The following is a 17,299-nucleotide window of genomic DNA, read 5'->3' on the forward strand; positions in this document are numbered from 1 at the left end:
TTACCACTTTTGGGACTTCAATTCTAAGGTAGCTTTTAAAATATCTTTTTGGGAGATTTGTCCAACCAACTTCCCATTTTCAACTATAGGAAAACGCCTTCTTTTTTCAGTTAAAAACTTATTAGCAGCATCAAAAATATTCATATCACCATCAATGGTTTCCACATTCTTAATCATATGCTCCTTCACTAGCTTATTAGGACTAGGCATATTGTGATATCTTTTTTCACTGATATGCTTTATACAATCCCCTTCGGAAATAATTCCTATCAATTCGTAATTCTCGTTTACTACAGGCCCTCCAGAAATTTTATATTTCAATAAGGCTTCAATCACCTCTTCTACAGCTTGATCTGGTCTAAATGTTATAAGCTTAGTCGTCATATAGTGCCGCACTCTTAATAGTGTTTCCTCTTCGGGTTGCACCATCCTAGGTCCCTTATAATTTTTGATAGCCATATTTATAGTGATTTTAATTTCACCTTATAATATAGCAAAAATTACAAAATAAACCTAACTAAACCTCTTAAGAATTAATCCTATAAAAATGTCATACAGCCTACTAGATATCATAATCCAGTATAGTAAATTAAGCTTTCGGAATACTTTCCAAAATACTCAGCGTATACCTCCAAAACTTCTGTGTTGAAGAGATACTAGCTCTCTCATCCGGAGAATGCGCACCTTTAATGGTAGGACCATAACTAATCATATCTACATCAGGATAGTTCTGCCCCAATATTCCGCATTCTAGTCCTGCATGACAGGCCACTACATTAGGCTCCTCATTAAACAGCTCCACATATTTGGCTTCCAATACTTTTAAAATAGCTGAATCTGGATTAGGATTCCAGCCAGGGTAGTCACCGCTGAGCTTCACTTCATAGCCAGCCTTTTCAAATACCGATTTCAGGGATACTGCAAGTTCATTTTTTCCTGCTTCTACCGATGACCTAGTAAGGCATGCAATTTTCAAGCTCCCTTCCTTAACCTCAACTCTTGCAATATTATTAGAAGTTTCCACCAAATCTTCCATAGAAGCACTCATGGCGTACACTCCATTATGTGCACCTTCTAAAGCGGTCAATAGGTTATTCTGCTCCTTGCTTCCCATTACCTTTAATACCCCCCCAGTAGGTTGCGCTGTAATTTTTAAGTTAGGATCTGTAGAAGCAAAATCATTAATAACACTTTTTGCCCATTTCTTAAAATCTTGAGTAAACTTCTCTGCATTAACACCGTCTACAATTATCAAAGCAGTACTTTCCCTTGGGATAGCGTTTCTTAGTCCACCTCCATTAATTTCGGCAATCTTAATATTGTACTTCTCAGTGGCATTCACTAGTAAACTATTCATAAGTTTATTGGCATTTCCAAGCCCTTTATGAATATCCATACCACTATGACCTCCGCTTAATCCTTTTACAGAAATTACAAATGCAACTGAATCCTCTGGACTATTTTCTTCATTATACGTTGCCTTAGCGGTAACATCTACCCCTCCTGCACATCCAATATCAATTTCATCATCTTCCTCCGTATCCAAGTTTAAAAGAATATCTCCTTTTAGCAATCCTCCTTTTAAACCTTTAGCTCCCGTCATTCCAGTTTCCTCATCAATTGTAAAAAGCGCCTCTAAAGCGGGGTGAGGAATGTCCTTGCTTTCTAATATGGTCATAATAGTGGCTACGCCCAAACCGTTATCTGCACCTAAAGTAGTACCTTGAGCCCTAACCCAATCTCCATCTACGTACATTTGTATTCCTTGGGTATCAAAATCGAATTCTGTGTCGTTATTTTTCTGATGCACCATATCTAGGTGCGACTGTAAGATAACCGATTTTCGATCTTCCATCCCTTGAGTAGCAGGTTTTCTTATGATTACGTTGCCCACCTCATCTTTAATAGTTTCTAATCCAAGATTTTTACCAAAATCCATCATGAATTCTATTACTCTTTCTTCTTTTTTAGATGGCCGTGGCACTGCATTCAGATCTGCAAATTTATTCCATACCGCCTTTGGCTCTAACTCACGTATTTCTTTTCCCATAAATATAAATCTAGATCCCAAAAATACAGATAGAAAAATAACTATGCGAGAATATTGGTTAAATTTGGACGGATGAAACAAAAATTTAAAAATCTCATCGCCCTATCCCTCCTACCCCAAATATTTTTGGTGAAGTGGATAGGTACTAATCCCGAGATTATAGAGAAATACTACAGTAAGGGATTATATCCTATCATATCAGGGTTTTGGCGCGCACTTTTAGGGTGGATACCTTTTTCCATTGGAGATATTTTATATGCCCTTCTCATTATTATTGCAATAAGATATCTTATTGTTAATCGTAAACAGATAGGAAAAAAGCCTTTATGGTTCCTTAGAGATATTGTAATGGTGGCATCTGTGGCATATTTCAGTTTTCATATTTTATGGGGCTTTAATTACTATAGGGAACCCTTAGCCAAAACATTACAATTAAATGAACAACACAGCCAACAAGATTTAGTAGATTTTGTAGACAGATTGGTAGCTAAGACTAATGAGGCACAATTTCAACTAACCAAGGATACTACCAAAATGGTAGAAATCCCCTATAGTAAAAAAGAAATATTTAAAATTACCATAGATGGTTACCAATCTTTAGAAAAGCAACTCCCTTTATTTTCCTACAAAAGCCCTAGCATAAAGAAATCTCTTTTTAGCACTCCCCTTACCTATATGGGCTATGGCGGGTATCTAAATCCATTCACCAATGAGGCTCAGGCAAACGGAAGGATACCAAACTTTAGGTTTCCTATTATAAGCGGGCATGAAATTGGCCATCAACTAGGGTACTCTGCAGAGAACGAAACCAACTTTATCGGTTACTTAGTTACTGTAAAAAATGAAGATCCCTATTTTAAATACGCTGCCTATGCTTATGCACTTAGTTATTGTCTAAGCGACCTAGCATATAGGGATCGAGAACTATTTGATAATGCCTATAGCCAACTAAACGCAGGGGTAATTAAAAATTATAAGGAAGTTACCGATTTTTGGAAAGCCCACGAAAACCCAATGGAACCTATTTTTAAATCGATTTACAGCTCTTTCTTAAAAGCCAATAACCAATCTAAAGGTATTAGGAGTTATAATGCTGTGGTTTCACTTTTAGTTAACTACTATCAGGACAAACCTCTGTAATAAAAGAATATTTAACAGCAATCATCATAGTAATCAAACACAAAAAAATAACATTTAACCATAGCAACTACCCTTCTTAAATGTTAAAAAAATCTAAACGCTTTACTCTTTTGTAAGGGAAAGGTTATTTTTAGATCGACTAATATAACTAACACAATTTAATATGAAAATGCGCTTTTTTGCACTGGCCATAATGTGGTGCAGTGTTTCATTATTTGCACAAGAATACTTTCCAAAAAATGATGGTGTTAAAGCAGAGGACCTCAACTACACAGCCTTAACCAATGCTAAAATTTATGTAACCCCTACAAAGGTTATAGATAATGCCACCTTACTCATTCATAAAGGTAAAGTCGTAGAAGTGGGAAAATCCGTAAACCTTCCTCAAAATACGGTATCTATAGACCTAAATGGAAAATTTATCTACCCCTCCTTTATAGATGTTTATTCCGATTTTGGAATAGAACAACCAAAAAGAGCCTCTGGTGGGCGAAGAACAGCTCAATATGAACCTTCTAGAGAAGGATTTTATTGGAATGACCATATAATGCCAGAGAACAAGGCTATAGGGGTTTTTAAATACGATGACAAAAAAGCAGAAGAGTTAAGAAAGGCTGGATTTGGAACGGTAAACACCCATATTCATGATGGTATTGCCCGAGGAACCGGTGCTTTAATTGCTCTTAATGGAAAGGGTAGCGACGCCGATCGTATTTTGGACGATAAATCGGCCCAATATTTTTCATTAAAAAGAAGTGTACTAAAATCACAATCTTACCCAAGCTCTCTAATGGGTTCTTTGGCCTTGTTAAGACAAATGTATTTCGATGCTGACTGGTATGCCAAAGGAAACATAGAAACCAAAGATCGCTCGCTAGAGTCATTGAACGCTAATAAGAATTTAGTGCAAATTTTTGAGGCTGGAGACAAAAACCATGTGTTGCGTGCACATAAGATTGGCAAAACCTTTAACATTCCTTATGTAATTTTAACAGGAGGCAATGAATACGAAAATATCACAGATATAAAAGCTACCAACGCCAAGTTAATAGTTCCTATTAATTTCCCAAAGGCGTATGACGTATCCAACCCATTTCAAGCCCAATTTATAAGCTTAAAGGATATGCGATTATGGAATCAGGCACCTTCCAATCCTAAAGTGCTTGAGGAAAACGAAATAACCTTTAGCCTTACCTTACATGACTTAAAATCTCCCGGAGAGTTTAAAGACAAGCTAGCAACTGCTATAGAATATGGACTATCCAAAGCTACTGCCTTAAAGGCACTTACCACCGTTCCTGCAGCAATTTTGGGAAAATCCGAAGAAATAGGAACATTACAAAACGGAAGTCAAGCTAATTTCCTAATTACCTCTGGAGATATTTTTGACAAGGGCACTGTGTTGTTTGAGAACTGGGTACAGGGTCAGCAGCATATTATAAATGATAAGGAACTTAAAGATATAAGAGGCAACTACGAACTAAGTGCAGGAGGAAATAATTACACCCTCTCTATTAGTGGCGAACCCGGAAAGCCCAAAGCAGAAATTAAAGAAGGAGAGGACAAGCGCTCTTCCTCTTTAAGTTACGACAACAGTTGGGTAGCATTAACCTTCCATAATAAAGAGGGCGATAAAATCTATAGAATGTCAGGGAAAGTCAACCCAGACTCAGATGATATTTCTGGAAGACTAATCCTGCCCAACGGCTCAGAAACTACATTCACAGCCAAGAAAACCTCCTCTTTTTCAGAAAAGCCTAAAAATAACAAACAAGACAAAACTCCAGTAGTTCAGCCAGTCACCTATCCTAATGTAGGCTACGGATACGCTAGTAGACCAAAGCAAGAAACTATATTGTTTAAGAATGCTACCGTATGGACTAGCGAGGAAGCAGGAATATTGGAGGCTACCGATGTACTGATAAATAATGGAAAAATCTCTAAAATTGGGAAAAACCTTAGTACAAGAGGCGCTACTGTAATAGATGCTACGGGGAAACACCTTACGGCAGGAATTATTGACGAGCACAGCCATATTGCGTTATTATCTGTTAACGAAAGCGGACAGAATTCCACTGCAGAAGTAAAAATGGAAGATGTGGTAGACTCAGAGCATATAGGAATCTATCGTAACCTAGCAGGTGGAGTAACCTCAGCCCAACTACTACACGGATCTGCAAACCCAATTGGAGGAAGATCTGCTATTATTAAATTAAAATGGGGAGCAAGTGCTGACGAGATGATCTATGATAACTCTCCTAAATTTATCAAATTCGCATTAGGCGAAAATGTAAAACAGTCTAACTGGAGCAGTTTTAGTAGATTCCCCCAAAGTAGAATGGGTGTAGAACAGATGTTCATCAACTACTTTCAGCGTGCCAAGGAATACGACCTTAAGAAAAAAAGCGGACAAGCCTATAGGGTTGATGAGGAAATGGAAACCTTGGCCGAAATCCTAAATGGAGAACGATTCATTAGCTGCCACTCTTATGTGCAAAGTGAAATAAACATGTTGATAAAAGTGGCAGAGAAATTCGATTTTACCATAAATACTTTTACCCATATTTTAGAAGGATATAAACTAGCCGATAAAATGAAGGAACACGGAGTAGGCGCTTCTACCTTCAGCGACTGGTGGGCATATAAATATGAGGTAAATGATGCCATCCCGTACAATGCCGCCATTATGCAGAGTCAAGGGGTTACGGTAGCCCTTAACAGTGATGATGCGGAAATGTCCAGAAGACTTAATCAAGAAGCAGCAAAGACTGTTAAATATGGCGGTATGACCGAGTTGGAGGCATGGAAAATGGTAACCATAAACCCAGCAAAACTATTGCATTTAGACGATAAGGTGGGTAGCATAAAAGAAGGAAAAGATGCGGATATCGTTTTATGGAGCCACAACCCCTTGTCCGTTTATTCCAAAGCAGAAAAAACATTGATAGAAGGAGCTGTGTATTTTGACTTAGAAAAAGACAAACAGCAACGGGAAGCAATTAAGGCCGAAAAAGCCAAATTGATTAATCTTATGCTAGAGGAGAAAAATAAGGGTAAAGCTACCCAAGCACCTAAAAAGAGTGAGAAAGAAGAATTCCATTGTGATAGCCTTTAAAAATCAATACAAGATGAAAAATTTAAAAATTACCATACTTATTGTACTAATACTGTGCACCTATCAAAACTTTGCGCAGCAAACACCAGCACCCGAACAAAAAACGGGAATATCTATTGAGGGCGCAGTTGCGCACTTGGGTAATGGAGAAGTTATAGAAAACTCTTTAATCATGTTTGAAAATGGCAAACTCACTTTTGTGGGGAGCGCCAATGCTAGAATTGCCCGTACCGGAACGGTGATAGATGCCAAGGGAAAGCATGTGTACCCTGGATTCATCGCCACTTGCACCTCTTTAGGATTAATTGAGGTAGACGCCGTTAGAGCTACAAACGACAAAGCAGAAATTGGAGATATTACTCCACATGTAAGAAGTTTAATAGCTTACAATGCTGAGTCTAGAGTAGTAGAGAGTATGCGCCCTAACGGAGTGCTTTTAGGACAAGTTTCTCCAAAAGGCGGAACTATATCTGGCACCTCCTCTGTTATGCAATTTGACGCATGGAACTGGGAAGATGCTGCAGTAAAGGTAGATGATGGGATACACCTTAACTGGCCAGAAAGCTTTAAGCAAGGCCGGTGGTGGTTAGGTGAAGACAGAGCTTACAAGCCCAATAAAGACTATCCTGAAGAAACCGCAAAAATTGAAAACTTCCTTAAAAGTGCCAAGGCCTACAGTAAAGGCAAGGAAACGAAAAACAATCAGGCTTACGGAGCAACCCAAGGCCTTTTCCAAGGCACACAAAAACTATATGTATATGCTGATGGAGAAAAAGAAATCTTAGATGCCGTTACAGCTCTTAAAAATATAGGGGTTAAACATATCGTTTTGGTTGGCGGATACGATGCCCATAAAATTACCGAATTCCTTAAACAGCATCAAGTTTCTGTTTTAGTAAGAGCACCCCATAATCTACCTAAACATGAGGATGACGATTACGACTTACCTTATAGACTCCCTAAAATTTTATCTGACGCCGGTTTGTTGGTAGCTATTCAAAATATAGATGCTATGAATTTCCAAAACAGGAACCTTCCTTTTTATGCAGGGCAAATAGCACAACAAGGAATGTCCCCAGAAAAAGCGTTGGAAATGATTACCTCTAACCCTGCAAAAATTCTAGGGATAGATCAAACCTACGGAACATTAGAAGTAGGTAAAAGCGCCACCCTGTTTATATCTGAAGGAGATGCATTAGACATGCGAACCAATCGATTAACCAAAGCTTTTATAGACGGGAGAGACATCTCATTAGAAACACACCAGACCCAATTATGGAAAAGGTATATGGGGAAATATGAGGGAAAATAAACTATCTATATAACAAAATTAAAAGGGCTGGGAATACAATCTATTTCTAGCCCTTTTTTCATGATATACTTTTAACAGTGAAATTATTTTTCCCTTTCCCACCTATTAACACCCAAATAATTTACTAATTACCAAAAACTAATGGCACTAGAGTAATAACATGAGCATCATAAAAAGATTGAAATAAACATTAGACAAGGATTCTTTAGTAGGCAACACTCAAGAAAGGATAGAACACCCTAAGCAGAGAATTCTAGTTTTCTTTAATTCCATTCACATTTTTAAAAACGTATGTCTTTTAGGGTTCAATTGAGCTTACATTTTTAGGTGGTGTAAGTCGCACCAATAGCTTATTTTTGTTCCGATGAGCTATATTAAGGAGATAAACAGCGTACAAAACCCTTTAGTAAGGCAGACGCTAGTATTGATAGAAAAATCACGGGAGCGCAAGAAAAAAGGAAGCTTTATAATTGAAGGTGTCAAAGAGCTGGAATTAGCTATAAAAGGTGGATACAACCTTCAAACTCTTTTCTTTTATCCTGAAATAATTACTAAGGAAAGAGTCTTAGAACAGCTAAAAGAACTAAAAGAGCAACCAGAATTAATCTCCATTTCTAAGGAGGTTTTTCAAAAAATCGCCTATAGAAATAGTACTGGAGGGGTTTTAGCTATTGCCAAAACAAAAGAACACTCCCTAGACCAACTTAAATTAGAGCGTAAAAATCCTTTAATCTTAGTTGCGGAAGCCCCCGAAAAACCAGGTAATATAGGTGCGTTGCTCCGGACAGCGGATGCCGCGGGCTTGGATGCGGTAATAATTGCTAATGCCAAGGGAGACCTCTATAATCCTAATATCATCCGTTCTAGTGTAGGGTGTTTATTTACCACCAATATTGGTATTGGAAGTACCGTAGAAGTTATAGAGTACCTTAACAAGAATAATATTTCTATAAACTGCGCAGCATTGACTGCCTCTAAAGCGTATACTTCAGTAGACTTCACTCAACCCACGGCTATTGTAGTAGGAACTGAAGCTACTGGATTATCAGAGGATTGGCTAAAGAAATCAAATCAGAATATAATTATTCCTATGCAAGGTGAAATAGATTCTATGAATGTTTCTGTCTCCGCAGCAATACTTATATTTGAGGCTGTAAGACAACGAAAACTATAGAAGGACGGAGCAATAGACCGCTACCCCTACCCTCTACCTAATTATGCTAATTACAAATGAATACCCAAACTCTATTCTATATAATAATTGCTATTCTAGTAATCCAATTCATAATTGATCGGGGCTTAGAATACCTAAATGCAAAGCGATATAACGATAGTATTCCTCCAGAACTAAACGACGTTTTTGATAGGGAAGAATATAGAAAATCCCAAGAATATAAAAAGACCAACTATAAATTCTCATGGTTTACTGCTACGTTCTCCTTAATAATCACCTTAGCATTCTTACTACTCGGAGGATTCGAATGGGTAGATTCCATTGCTAGAAACATTAGCTCCCATCCCATTGTTATTGCCCTAATATTTTTTGGTATTATTATGATTGGGAACGACATACTTACTACTCCCTTTTCTTATTACAGAACCTTTGTAATTGAAGAAGAGTTTGGTTTTAATAAGACGAGCAAGAAATTATTTTGGATAGATAAAGCTAAGGGATGGTTGATGACTATAATACTTGGAGGTGGAATTTTAGCACTAATTATCTGGTTTTTTGAATGGGCAGGATCTAACTTTTGGATCTACACTTGGATTCTTGTCGCCGCCGTTTCCCTATTCATGAATTTGTTTTATAGCAGGCTTATTGTTCCCATATTCAATAAGCAGACTCCTCTAGAAGATGGAAGTCTAAAAGACATGATCCAAGCATATGCCAATAAGGTAGGCTTTGAGATAAAGAATATTTTTGTGATAGATGGCTCTAAGAGATCTACTAAGGCTAATGCTTATTTCTCCGGTTTCGGAAGAGAAAAGCGAATCACCTTATACGACACTCTAATTAACGATTTGGAGGAAGAGGAAATCGTAGCAGTATTAGCTCATGAGGTGGGGCATTACAAACGCAAACATATTATTTATAATATTACCCTATCTATCTTACTAACAGGATTAACCCTATACATTCTATCTATCTTCATAAATAATCCAGAAGTTTCTCTAGCTATTGGCGTCTCTCAACCTAGTTTCCATGCAGCACTGATAGGTTTTGGAATATTATACAGCCCAATTTCAGAAATCACCAGTCTAGTCATGAATATGATTTCAAGAGCTTTTGAATATCAAGCAGACGATTATGCAAAAGACACCTTTTCATCTCAACCATTAATCAGTTCTTTAAAAAAATTATCAAAGAGTAGCCTTAGCAATCTAACACCTCATCCAGCATATGTATTTATGCATTATTCTCACCCTCCATTAATTGCTAGAATAAGGAACTTAAAGGTATAGATTTTGTTGTGTTTTATTCTAGTTTGTATTAAATTTAAAATATGATGACAGAAGCTGCAATAGAACAAGAAAATAAGAAGATTGCAAAGCAATATAAGGAGTTGCTTCGCATAAGCTATCAAACACTTACTGATGAAGATAAGAAGCTGATACGCTCTGCCTTTGATGTTGCCGTTGATGCACATAAAGATCAGCGTAGAAAGTCTGGAGAAGCCTACATATTTCATCCAATAGCCGTCGCTAAAATTGTAGCCTCTGAAATAGGTCTAGATGCTGTGTCTATTGCTTCTGCCCTCTTGCATGATGTGGTGGAGGATACGGAATATACTCTAGCAGATATTGAGCGAATGTTTGGGGAAACTGTTGCACGTATTGTTGATGGCCTAACTAAAATTGCCCACCTAAACAAGGATATGAATATATCCCAGCAAGCGGAGAATTTTAGAAAAATGCTCTTAACACTGAATGATGATGTAAGGGTTATCATCATAAAAATTGCAGACCGTTACCACAATATGCTCACTATGGATTCTATGCCAGAGCATAAGCAGGTTAAGATTGCCTCCGAAACCTTATACATCTATGCTCCTTTGGCTCATAGAATAGGTCTTTATAATATTAAAACAGAACTTGAAGACCTTAGTCTAAAATATACAGAACCTGATGTTTATGCAGATATTTATAGCAAAATTAAAGACTCTCACGAGGATCAAAAGGCTTATATAGATGCGTTTTCGGAAACCATTTGCAAATCTCTGGACCGAGAAAATATAAAATATCAAATAAAGGGGCGGATGAAATCAATTTTCTCCATTCGCCGCAAAATGAAGGTGCAGAACGTAACTTTTGACGAGATTTATGACAAGTTTGCCCTTCGCATTATATATGAATCTGACCGGCATAACGAAAAATTTATCGCCTGGAAAATATACTCTATTGTTACCGATCACTTTACCCCCAACCCCGTGCGATTACGGGATTGGATTTCTTCTCCCAAATCTACTGGTTATGAGGCATTACACATAACTGTAATGGGACCAAAAGGAAGATGGGTAGAAGTACAGATCAGAAGTGAAAGAATGCACGAGATTGCCGAAAAGGGATATGCTGCACACTTTAAGTATAAGCATGGGGATCAGAAAGAACAAGGAATTGAAGAGTGGCTAAACAAACTTCAGGATGCCTTAGAAAATGCAAATTCCAATGCTGTAGATTTTGTTGAGGAGTTTAAACTGAACCTCTATTCCAAAGAAATCTTTGTTTTTACCCCTAAGGGAGATTTAAAATCACTTCCAAAAGGAGCCACACCCTTAGATTTCGCATTTAATATTCATACAGAAGTAGGGATGCGCACCAGGGGCGCCAAAGTTAATGGCAAACTAGTACCGCTTAATACTACGCTACAGAGCGGAGATCAAGTAGACATCATCACTTCAGAATCTGCTAAGCCTAACCAAAGTTGGTTGGATTATGCTACTACAGCAAAGGCAAGGTCTAAAATTAAATCTTCATTGCGAGAAGATAAGAAGGTCGCCGCAATGGACGGGAAAGAAATTTTAAGGAGAAAACTAAAATCCCAAAAAATTAACCTTAATGAGGACACTATAAATAAAATGGTAGTCTTCTTTAAACTTAAGACTAGCCTAGATCTTTTTTATAGAGTAGCGATTGGCGCTATAGACAATCAGATGATTAAAGATTTTGCTGCATCATATAGCAATGCCTTTATCAACTTCTTTAAAAACAAGATGAGGAAAGCTCCCTCACAGGCAGAAATCAACAAAGAAGAAATTACCGTTAAGTATGACACCCTTGTATTTGGAAAAGAAGAAGATAAGTTAGAATATAAACTCTCTCAATGCTGTAACCCTATACCTGGTGATGAAGTATTTGGATTTGTAAGCGTTAACGAAGGTATTAAAGTACACAAGAAGAATTGTCCTAATGCTATTTCCTTACAATCTAATTATGCCTACAGGATTATAGCAGCAAAATGGATAGACTCTTCCCAAGAAGAGTTTACCGTAGAAATAATGCTTACGGGAATAGACAACTTAGGGTTAATTAGCCAGATTACTGAAATTATTTCTGGTAATTTAAATGTAAACATGCGGAATTTGAATTTTAGCACTGAAGGGGGAACGTTTACTGGGAGAATTACACTTGTTGTAAAAAACAATATTATTCTTAAAAGAGTTATAGAAAAGCTAAAGCAGATCAACGGAATCGATAAAGTAACTAGAATTTAAATTTTAACTGTACATTTGCAAACTAATGCAGGGTACATTGCTATGGGGGATAATAATAATCAAGAAATTGTAAAAGGAGTATTCACCGCTTTCTTAGAAGAGAACGGACACAGAAAGACACCTGAACGTTACGCTATTCTACATGAAATCTATAAAAGTGAAGATCATTTTGATATAGAATCACTCTATATCAAAATGAAAAACAAGAATTATAGGGTTAGTAGAGCTACCTTATACAACACTATTGAACTTTTATTAGAATCTAAATTGGTAAGAAAACATCAATTTGGCAAGAATCAGGCTCAATATGAAAAATCGTATTTTGATAGGCAACATGACCATGTTATTCTTACCGATACAGGAGAGGTTATGGAATTTTGCGACCCCAGAATCCAAGCAATTAAACAGACAATAGAGGACATTTTTGACATAAAAATCAACACACACTCCCTCTATTTCTATGGCACCAGAAATAAAGAAGAAAACACAAATAATTAATCCAATTACATAAAGAATGGCAGTAGATTTACTACTCGGACTCCAATGGGGAGACGAAGGGAAAGGAAAAATAGTGGATGTTTTAACCAAAGACTACGATATTATTGCTCGCTTCCAGGGTGGCCCCAATGCAGGTCATACTTTGGAATTTGATGGCATAAAACATGTCTTGCACACCATCCCATCAGGTATATTTCATAAGACCGCTATTAATATTGTTGGTAATGGCGTGGTTATCGACCCCGTTATCTTTAAGAAAGAGTTGGATAATTTAAAAAAATTCAACTTAGATATTAAATCTAAACTTCTAATTTCGAGAAAGGCACACCTTATTTTGCCTACCCATCGTTTATTAGATGCCGCTTCTGAAACCTCAAAAGGAAAAGCCAAGATTGGTTCTACCCTAAAAGGAATAGGTCCTACTTATATGGATAAAACTGGAAGAAACGGTTTACGTATAGGCGACTTGGAATTTTCTGATTGGAAGGATAAATACAGGGCTTTGGCTAACAAGCACGAAGCTATGATTGCTTTCTATAATGTAGATATCCAATACAACCTTAAAGAATTGGAAACTGAATTTTTCCTTGCAGTTGAAGAGTTAAGGAAGCTTACCTTTATAGATAGCGAAGAATATATTTTTAACGCTCAGAGAGAAGGGAAAAAGATTTTAGCAGAAGGGGCTCAAGGATCCTTACTAGATATTGATTTTGGAACATACCCCTTTGTAACTTCTTCTAACACTACTGCAGCTGGGGCTTGTACTGGTCTTGGTGTAGCACCAAATAAAATAAAGCAAGTAATAGGAATATTTAAGGCCTACACTACAAGAGTAGGTAGCGGCCCTTTCCCTACAGAGTTATTTGACGAAGATGGAGCTACAATGGCTCGTGTTGGAAACGAATTTGGAGCTACTACTGGAAGAGCAAGACGTTGTGGTTGGTTAGATTTAGTTGCCTTAAAATATGCTGTAGAAATAAATGGCGTAACCGAATTGATGATGATGAAGGCCGATGTCCTTAGTGGATTTGAAACCTTAAAAATTTGCACCGCCTACAATTACGAAGGAACCCAAATAAAACATTTCCCGTATAATATTGAGCCAGAACATGTGACTCCCATATATACTGAAATGAAAGGATGGGCAAAAGACCTTACTAAAATGAGTAAGGCAGATGAACTTCCAGATACCTTATTGGATTATATTTCATTCTTAGAGCAAGAATTAGAAGTACCCATTAGAATAGTATCTGTTGGACCAGACAGAACACAGACCATATACCGATAATTAAAAAAGCCATCCTTGTGATGGCTTTTTACATATAACGCTTTCCTAAATCTATCCTAAACAATATTTTCCTCGTTTAAAATGTACTATTTTTGATCAAAATTTTAATGGTTTGCATAAACTAATACTCTTATTAATTTCCCTATTTATTTTTGGGATCGGCCAAGCACAGCAACCGGCATCTGATAGTAAACAGATAAATATTGTTTATGGGGGTACTTTTACCAAAAATGAAGATGTATATCCTGGTGCAGCTATATTCAGTAAAGATGAGCAACAGGTACAATTTGAACATGAGGGAGCCGACTTATGGTGTGATGTTGCTATTTACTACCGCAAGGAAAATAGACTTAAAGCCGTTGGAAACATTAGGCTACAACAGGGAGATTCAGTTCAATTAACTAGTGGTCGGATCGATTATAATGGTAATACCAACCTAGCTAAAGCTTGGGAGAACGTTATCTTACAGCATACCGGAATGACGCTCACCACAGACACGCTGAGATTCGACAGAGAAAATCAAGAGGCATTCTACCAAGATTATGGAACCGTTGTAGATTCTTCAAATACACTTACAAGTAAAATAGGACGTTATTTTACCCAATTAAAAAAATCTCAGTTCCTAGATAGTGTAAAACTTAATAATCCGCAGTTTCAATTGGTATCCAAACAGTTGGATTATTATACCGAATCTAAAAATGCCTATTTATATGGTCCATCCACTATTACCGGTGAAGGCTATAAAATTTATGTTGAACGTGGATTTTACGACACTAATGTAGAAAGTGGATATGGCATAAAAAACACCCGAATAGATTATAATAACCGGATAATTTATGGGGATAGTGTATTTTTTGACAAAAAAACTGAATTTGCTTCTGCAACTAACAATATTATAATTAAAGACACTATCAACAATGGTTTAATTAGAGCCCACTATGCTGAAGTTTTTAAGGCAAAAGACTCTGTTTTTGCTACTAAAAGAGCTGTTTCTATCAACCTTGTAGAGCAAGACTCCCTTTATATGCATGGAGACACTTTAATGCTTACCGGAAAACCAGAAGAACGTGTGTTAAGAGCCTTTAGAAATGCAAAATTTTATAAAACGGATTTATCAGGTAAGTGCGATTCTATTCATTTTGACCAAAAAACGGGAGTTACACAATTAATTAAACGTCCTATTATCTGGAATGGAGAAAACCAGATGACCGGAGACAGTATTCACCTTCTCTCCAATTTAGAGACTGAAAAACTAGATTCTTTAAAAGTAATTAACAATGCCTTTATCATTGCATTAGATACCATAGGAAAGGTTGGTTACAACCAAGCAAAAGGCAAGGATCTCTTTGGTTTGTTTGAAGATAACGAGCTACGCACCATTGACCTAGTGAAGAACACAGAAGTGATTTACTATATGTACAATGATAAACAAGAGCTAATTGGGATCGATAAAACTATCTGTAGCGCCATACGGATGACGATGGCAGAAAACGAAATAGAGGATATCACCTTTATCACCGATCCAGATGGGGATATTTTCCCAGAAAAAGATTTACCCGATAACAGTCGAAAACTTAATGGATTTATTTGGCGAGGAGATGAGCGTATCTTAAGCAAGGAGGACATCTTTGATGAGGACGACAACAACATCATACTGCCTATTATACAAGGAGTAAACAATCCTATAGATACCGACATTGAAGCATCAGAAGCTATAGAAGAGGAAAGAAAACGCGATTCCATAAACACCCCTAGGAGTTTAGCCCCACCTCCCTCCCAGACACCTAAAAGGAAACCGAAGCAATTACAGTCCATAAAAAAAGATGCTTCCGCAAACTAAATGCACCCCATAAAAAATTTAAACCGATACAACACTTCTAAAAATGCAATCTAATCTTAAGAAAGCATTTAATAGAAGTACGTAATGAAGGCATAATTGGATATTTAGCATTTTATACAATTAAAACAATGAAAGAGGAATTTTTAAAATATCAGGCACAAACCTCACCGCACCCATTGGCTTTGGAAGTTTCCCATGCCAAAGGAAGTTATATATATGACACAAAAGGGAAGGCTCATTTAGATTTTGTTGCTGGAGTATCCGCCTGTACTTTAGGCCATTGTCACCCGAGAGTTGTAAGTGCCATACAAGATCAGGCAGAAAAGTATATGCATGTAATGGTCTATGGGGAGTATATACAGCAACCCGCGGTTGAATACACCAAATTATTAGCAGAACACCTTCCAGCACCGTTAGAAACCACCTATTTGGTAAATTCTGGGACCGAAGCAATTGAAGGGGCCTTAAAATTGGCACGGAGGAGCACGGGGAGAAGCCAAATAATTGCTGCCAAAAGTGCGTATCACGGTAATACCATGGGTAGCCTTAGCATAATGGGGTATGAAGAACGAAAGAGTGCTTTTAGACCCTTGATTCCGGATGTTGATTATTTGAGGTTTAACAATGAGGAAGATTTATCAAAAATAACGGAAAAAACGGCAGCCGTGGTACTAGAAACCATTCAAGGTGGCGCTGGCTTTATTCTTCCAAAAAACGATTATTTAAAAAAAGTAAGAGAGCGCTGTACCGCTGTTGGTGCCATGCTCATCTTAGATGAGGTACAGCCAGGATTTGGACGTACAGGAAAACTTTTTGCCTTTGAGTATTTTAATTGTATTCCCGACATTTTGGTTATTGGAAAAGGAATGGCCGGAGGTATGCCAGTGGGAGCCTTTGTGGCATCTCAAAACTTAATGCTAACATTACAAGACCGCCCTAAGCTTGGACATATCACCACCTTTGGGGGTAACCCGGTTATTGCAGCTGCCTCCTTGGCAACGCTAAAAGAACTTACTGAAACAAATCTTATAGCGGAAACCCTGGAGAAGGAACAACTATTTAGATCCCTATTAATACATCCTCTTATAAAAGAAATTAGAGGGAAAGGCCTTATGTTGGCCCTAATATTGGAAAGCGAGGAAATAACGAACAAATTAATATTAAACTGCGCTAAGAACGGATTAATACTTTTCTGGCTGCTATTTGAACCAAAAGCGGTTCGTATTTCCCCACCGTTAACCATTACCAAAGAGGAAATTAGCAAAGGATGTAGCCTTATCCTAGATCTATTAAATGAGGCCAAACAATAATTTGTTAACTATTTTGTTAATAATAAAGGGCTAG

General features: G+C 37.3%; 12 protein-coding genes. 10 read left to right on the forward strand and 2 right to left on the reverse strand.

All coding sequences use genetic code 11. The features are described from left to right. Both H344_RS0103550 and H344_RS0103555 read right to left on the reverse strand, forming a co-directional pair. Positions 1-459: a CBS domain-containing protein gene (locus H344_RS0103550; RefSeq protein ID WP_026809031.1), complete on the reverse strand. Its 459-nt coding sequence runs from the start codon at positions 457-459 to the stop codon at positions 1-3. A 130-nt stretch (positions 460-589) separates the two neighbouring features. After that, positions 590-2,050: an aminoacyl-histidine dipeptidase gene (locus H344_RS0103555; protein WP_026809032.1), complete on the reverse strand. Its 1,461-nt coding sequence runs from the start codon at positions 2,048-2,050 to the stop codon at positions 590-592. Positions 2,051-2,122: 72 nt separating this feature from the next. Here H344_RS0103555 and H344_RS0103560 point away from each other — a divergent pair, with 72 nt between their 5' ends. The 10 genes from H344_RS0103560 to H344_RS0103605 all read left to right on the forward strand — a co-directional run bounded on the left by H344_RS0103560 (position 2,123) and on the right by H344_RS0103605 (position 17,265). Beyond that, positions 2,123-3,190 carry a DUF3810 domain-containing protein gene (locus tag H344_RS0103560; protein WP_026809033.1) on the forward strand — a complete coding sequence of 356 codons (1,068 nt, stop codon included), beginning with the start codon at positions 2,123-2,125 and terminating at the stop codon, positions 3,188-3,190. Positions 3,191-3,353: 163 nt separating this feature from the next. Then, positions 3,354-6,305: an amidohydrolase family protein gene (locus H344_RS0103565; RefSeq protein WP_026809034.1), complete on the forward strand. Its 2,952-nt coding sequence runs from the start codon at positions 3,354-3,356 to the stop codon at positions 6,303-6,305. Between the two features lie 13 nt (positions 6,306-6,318). Beyond that, a complete protein-coding gene (locus H344_RS0103570; protein ID WP_026809035.1) occupies positions 6,319-7,617 on the forward strand; it encodes an amidohydrolase family protein in 1,299 nt (432 codons plus the stop codon). Positions 7,618-7,981: 364 nt separating this feature from the next. After that, entirely contained in the window at positions 7,982-8,791 is an 810-nt protein-coding gene (locus H344_RS0103575; protein WP_026809036.1) for a TrmH family RNA methyltransferase, read from the forward strand. A gap of 56 nt (positions 8,792-8,847) precedes the next feature. Beyond that, positions 8,848-10,080, forward strand: coding sequence for a M48 family metallopeptidase (locus H344_RS0103580; protein ID WP_026809037.1), 1,233 nt, complete (start codon positions 8,848-8,850; stop codon positions 10,078-10,080). A gap of 44 nt (positions 10,081-10,124) precedes the next feature. Continuing rightward, the gene (locus H344_RS0103585) at positions 10,125-12,329 is read left to right on the forward strand and encodes a RelA/SpoT family protein (RefSeq protein ID WP_026809038.1); all 2,205 of its coding nucleotides are present in this window, start codon (positions 10,125-10,127) and stop codon (positions 12,327-12,329) included. Between the two features lie 42 nt (positions 12,330-12,371). Further along, entirely contained in the window at positions 12,372-12,827 is a 456-nt protein-coding gene (locus H344_RS0103590; RefSeq protein ID WP_026809039.1) for a Fur family transcriptional regulator, read from the forward strand. A 16-nt stretch (positions 12,828-12,843) separates the two neighbouring features. Further along, a complete protein-coding gene (locus H344_RS0103595; protein ID WP_026809040.1) occupies positions 12,844-14,115 on the forward strand; it encodes an adenylosuccinate synthase in 1,272 nt (423 codons plus the stop codon). A gap of 112 nt (positions 14,116-14,227) precedes the next feature. Next, positions 14,228-15,955: an OstA-like protein gene (locus tag H344_RS0103600; RefSeq protein WP_026809041.1), complete on the forward strand. Its 1,728-nt coding sequence runs from the start codon at positions 14,228-14,230 to the stop codon at positions 15,953-15,955. 128 nt (positions 15,956-16,083) lie between these two features. Further along, complete coding sequence (locus H344_RS0103605; RefSeq protein WP_026809042.1) at positions 16,084-17,265, forward strand: aspartate aminotransferase family protein; 1,182 nt, start codon at positions 16,084-16,086, stop codon at positions 17,263-17,265. Positions 17,266-17,299: the final 34 nt, after the last annotated feature.

This window comes from Arenibacter latericius DSM 15913, assembly GCF_000424985.1.
Taxonomy (GTDB): domain Bacteria; phylum Bacteroidota; class Bacteroidia; order Flavobacteriales; family Flavobacteriaceae; genus Arenibacter; species Arenibacter latericius.

What these genes read in the sequence shown, in the direction of transcription:
- H344_RS0103585 (WP_026809038.1), top strand. Translation starts at nt 10,125, where the DNA reads ATGACAGAAGCTGCAATAGAACAAGAAAATAAGAAGATTGCAAAGCAA.
- H344_RS0103560 (WP_026809033.1), top strand. Translation starts at nt 2,123, where the DNA reads ATGAAACAAAAATTTAAAAATCTCATCGCCCTATCCCTCCTACCCCAA.
- H344_RS0103590 (WP_026809039.1), top strand. Translation starts at nt 12,372, where the DNA reads ATGGGGGATAATAATAATCAAGAAATTGTAAAAGGAGTATTCACCGCT.
- H344_RS0103565 (WP_026809034.1), top strand. Translation starts at nt 3,354, where the DNA reads ATGAAAATGCGCTTTTTTGCACTGGCCATAATGTGGTGCAGTGTTTCA.
- H344_RS0103555 (WP_026809032.1), bottom strand. Translation starts at nt 2,050, where the DNA reads ATGGGAAAAGAAATACGTGAGTTAGAGCCAAAGGCGGTATGGAATAAA.
- H344_RS0103580 (WP_026809037.1), top strand. Translation starts at nt 8,848, where the DNA reads ATGAATACCCAAACTCTATTCTATATAATAATTGCTATTCTAGTAATC.
- H344_RS0103595 (WP_026809040.1), top strand. Translation starts at nt 12,844, where the DNA reads ATGGCAGTAGATTTACTACTCGGACTCCAATGGGGAGACGAAGGGAAA.
- H344_RS0103605 (WP_026809042.1), top strand. Translation starts at nt 16,084, where the DNA reads ATGAAAGAGGAATTTTTAAAATATCAGGCACAAACCTCACCGCACCCA.
- H344_RS0103575 (WP_026809036.1), top strand. Translation starts at nt 7,982, where the DNA reads ATGAGCTATATTAAGGAGATAAACAGCGTACAAAACCCTTTAGTAAGG.
- H344_RS0103570 (WP_026809035.1), top strand. Translation starts at nt 6,319, where the DNA reads ATGAAAAATTTAAAAATTACCATACTTATTGTACTAATACTGTGCACC.
- H344_RS0103550 (WP_026809031.1), bottom strand. Translation starts at nt 459, where the DNA reads ATGGCTATCAAAAATTATAAGGGACCTAGGATGGTGCAACCCGAAGAG.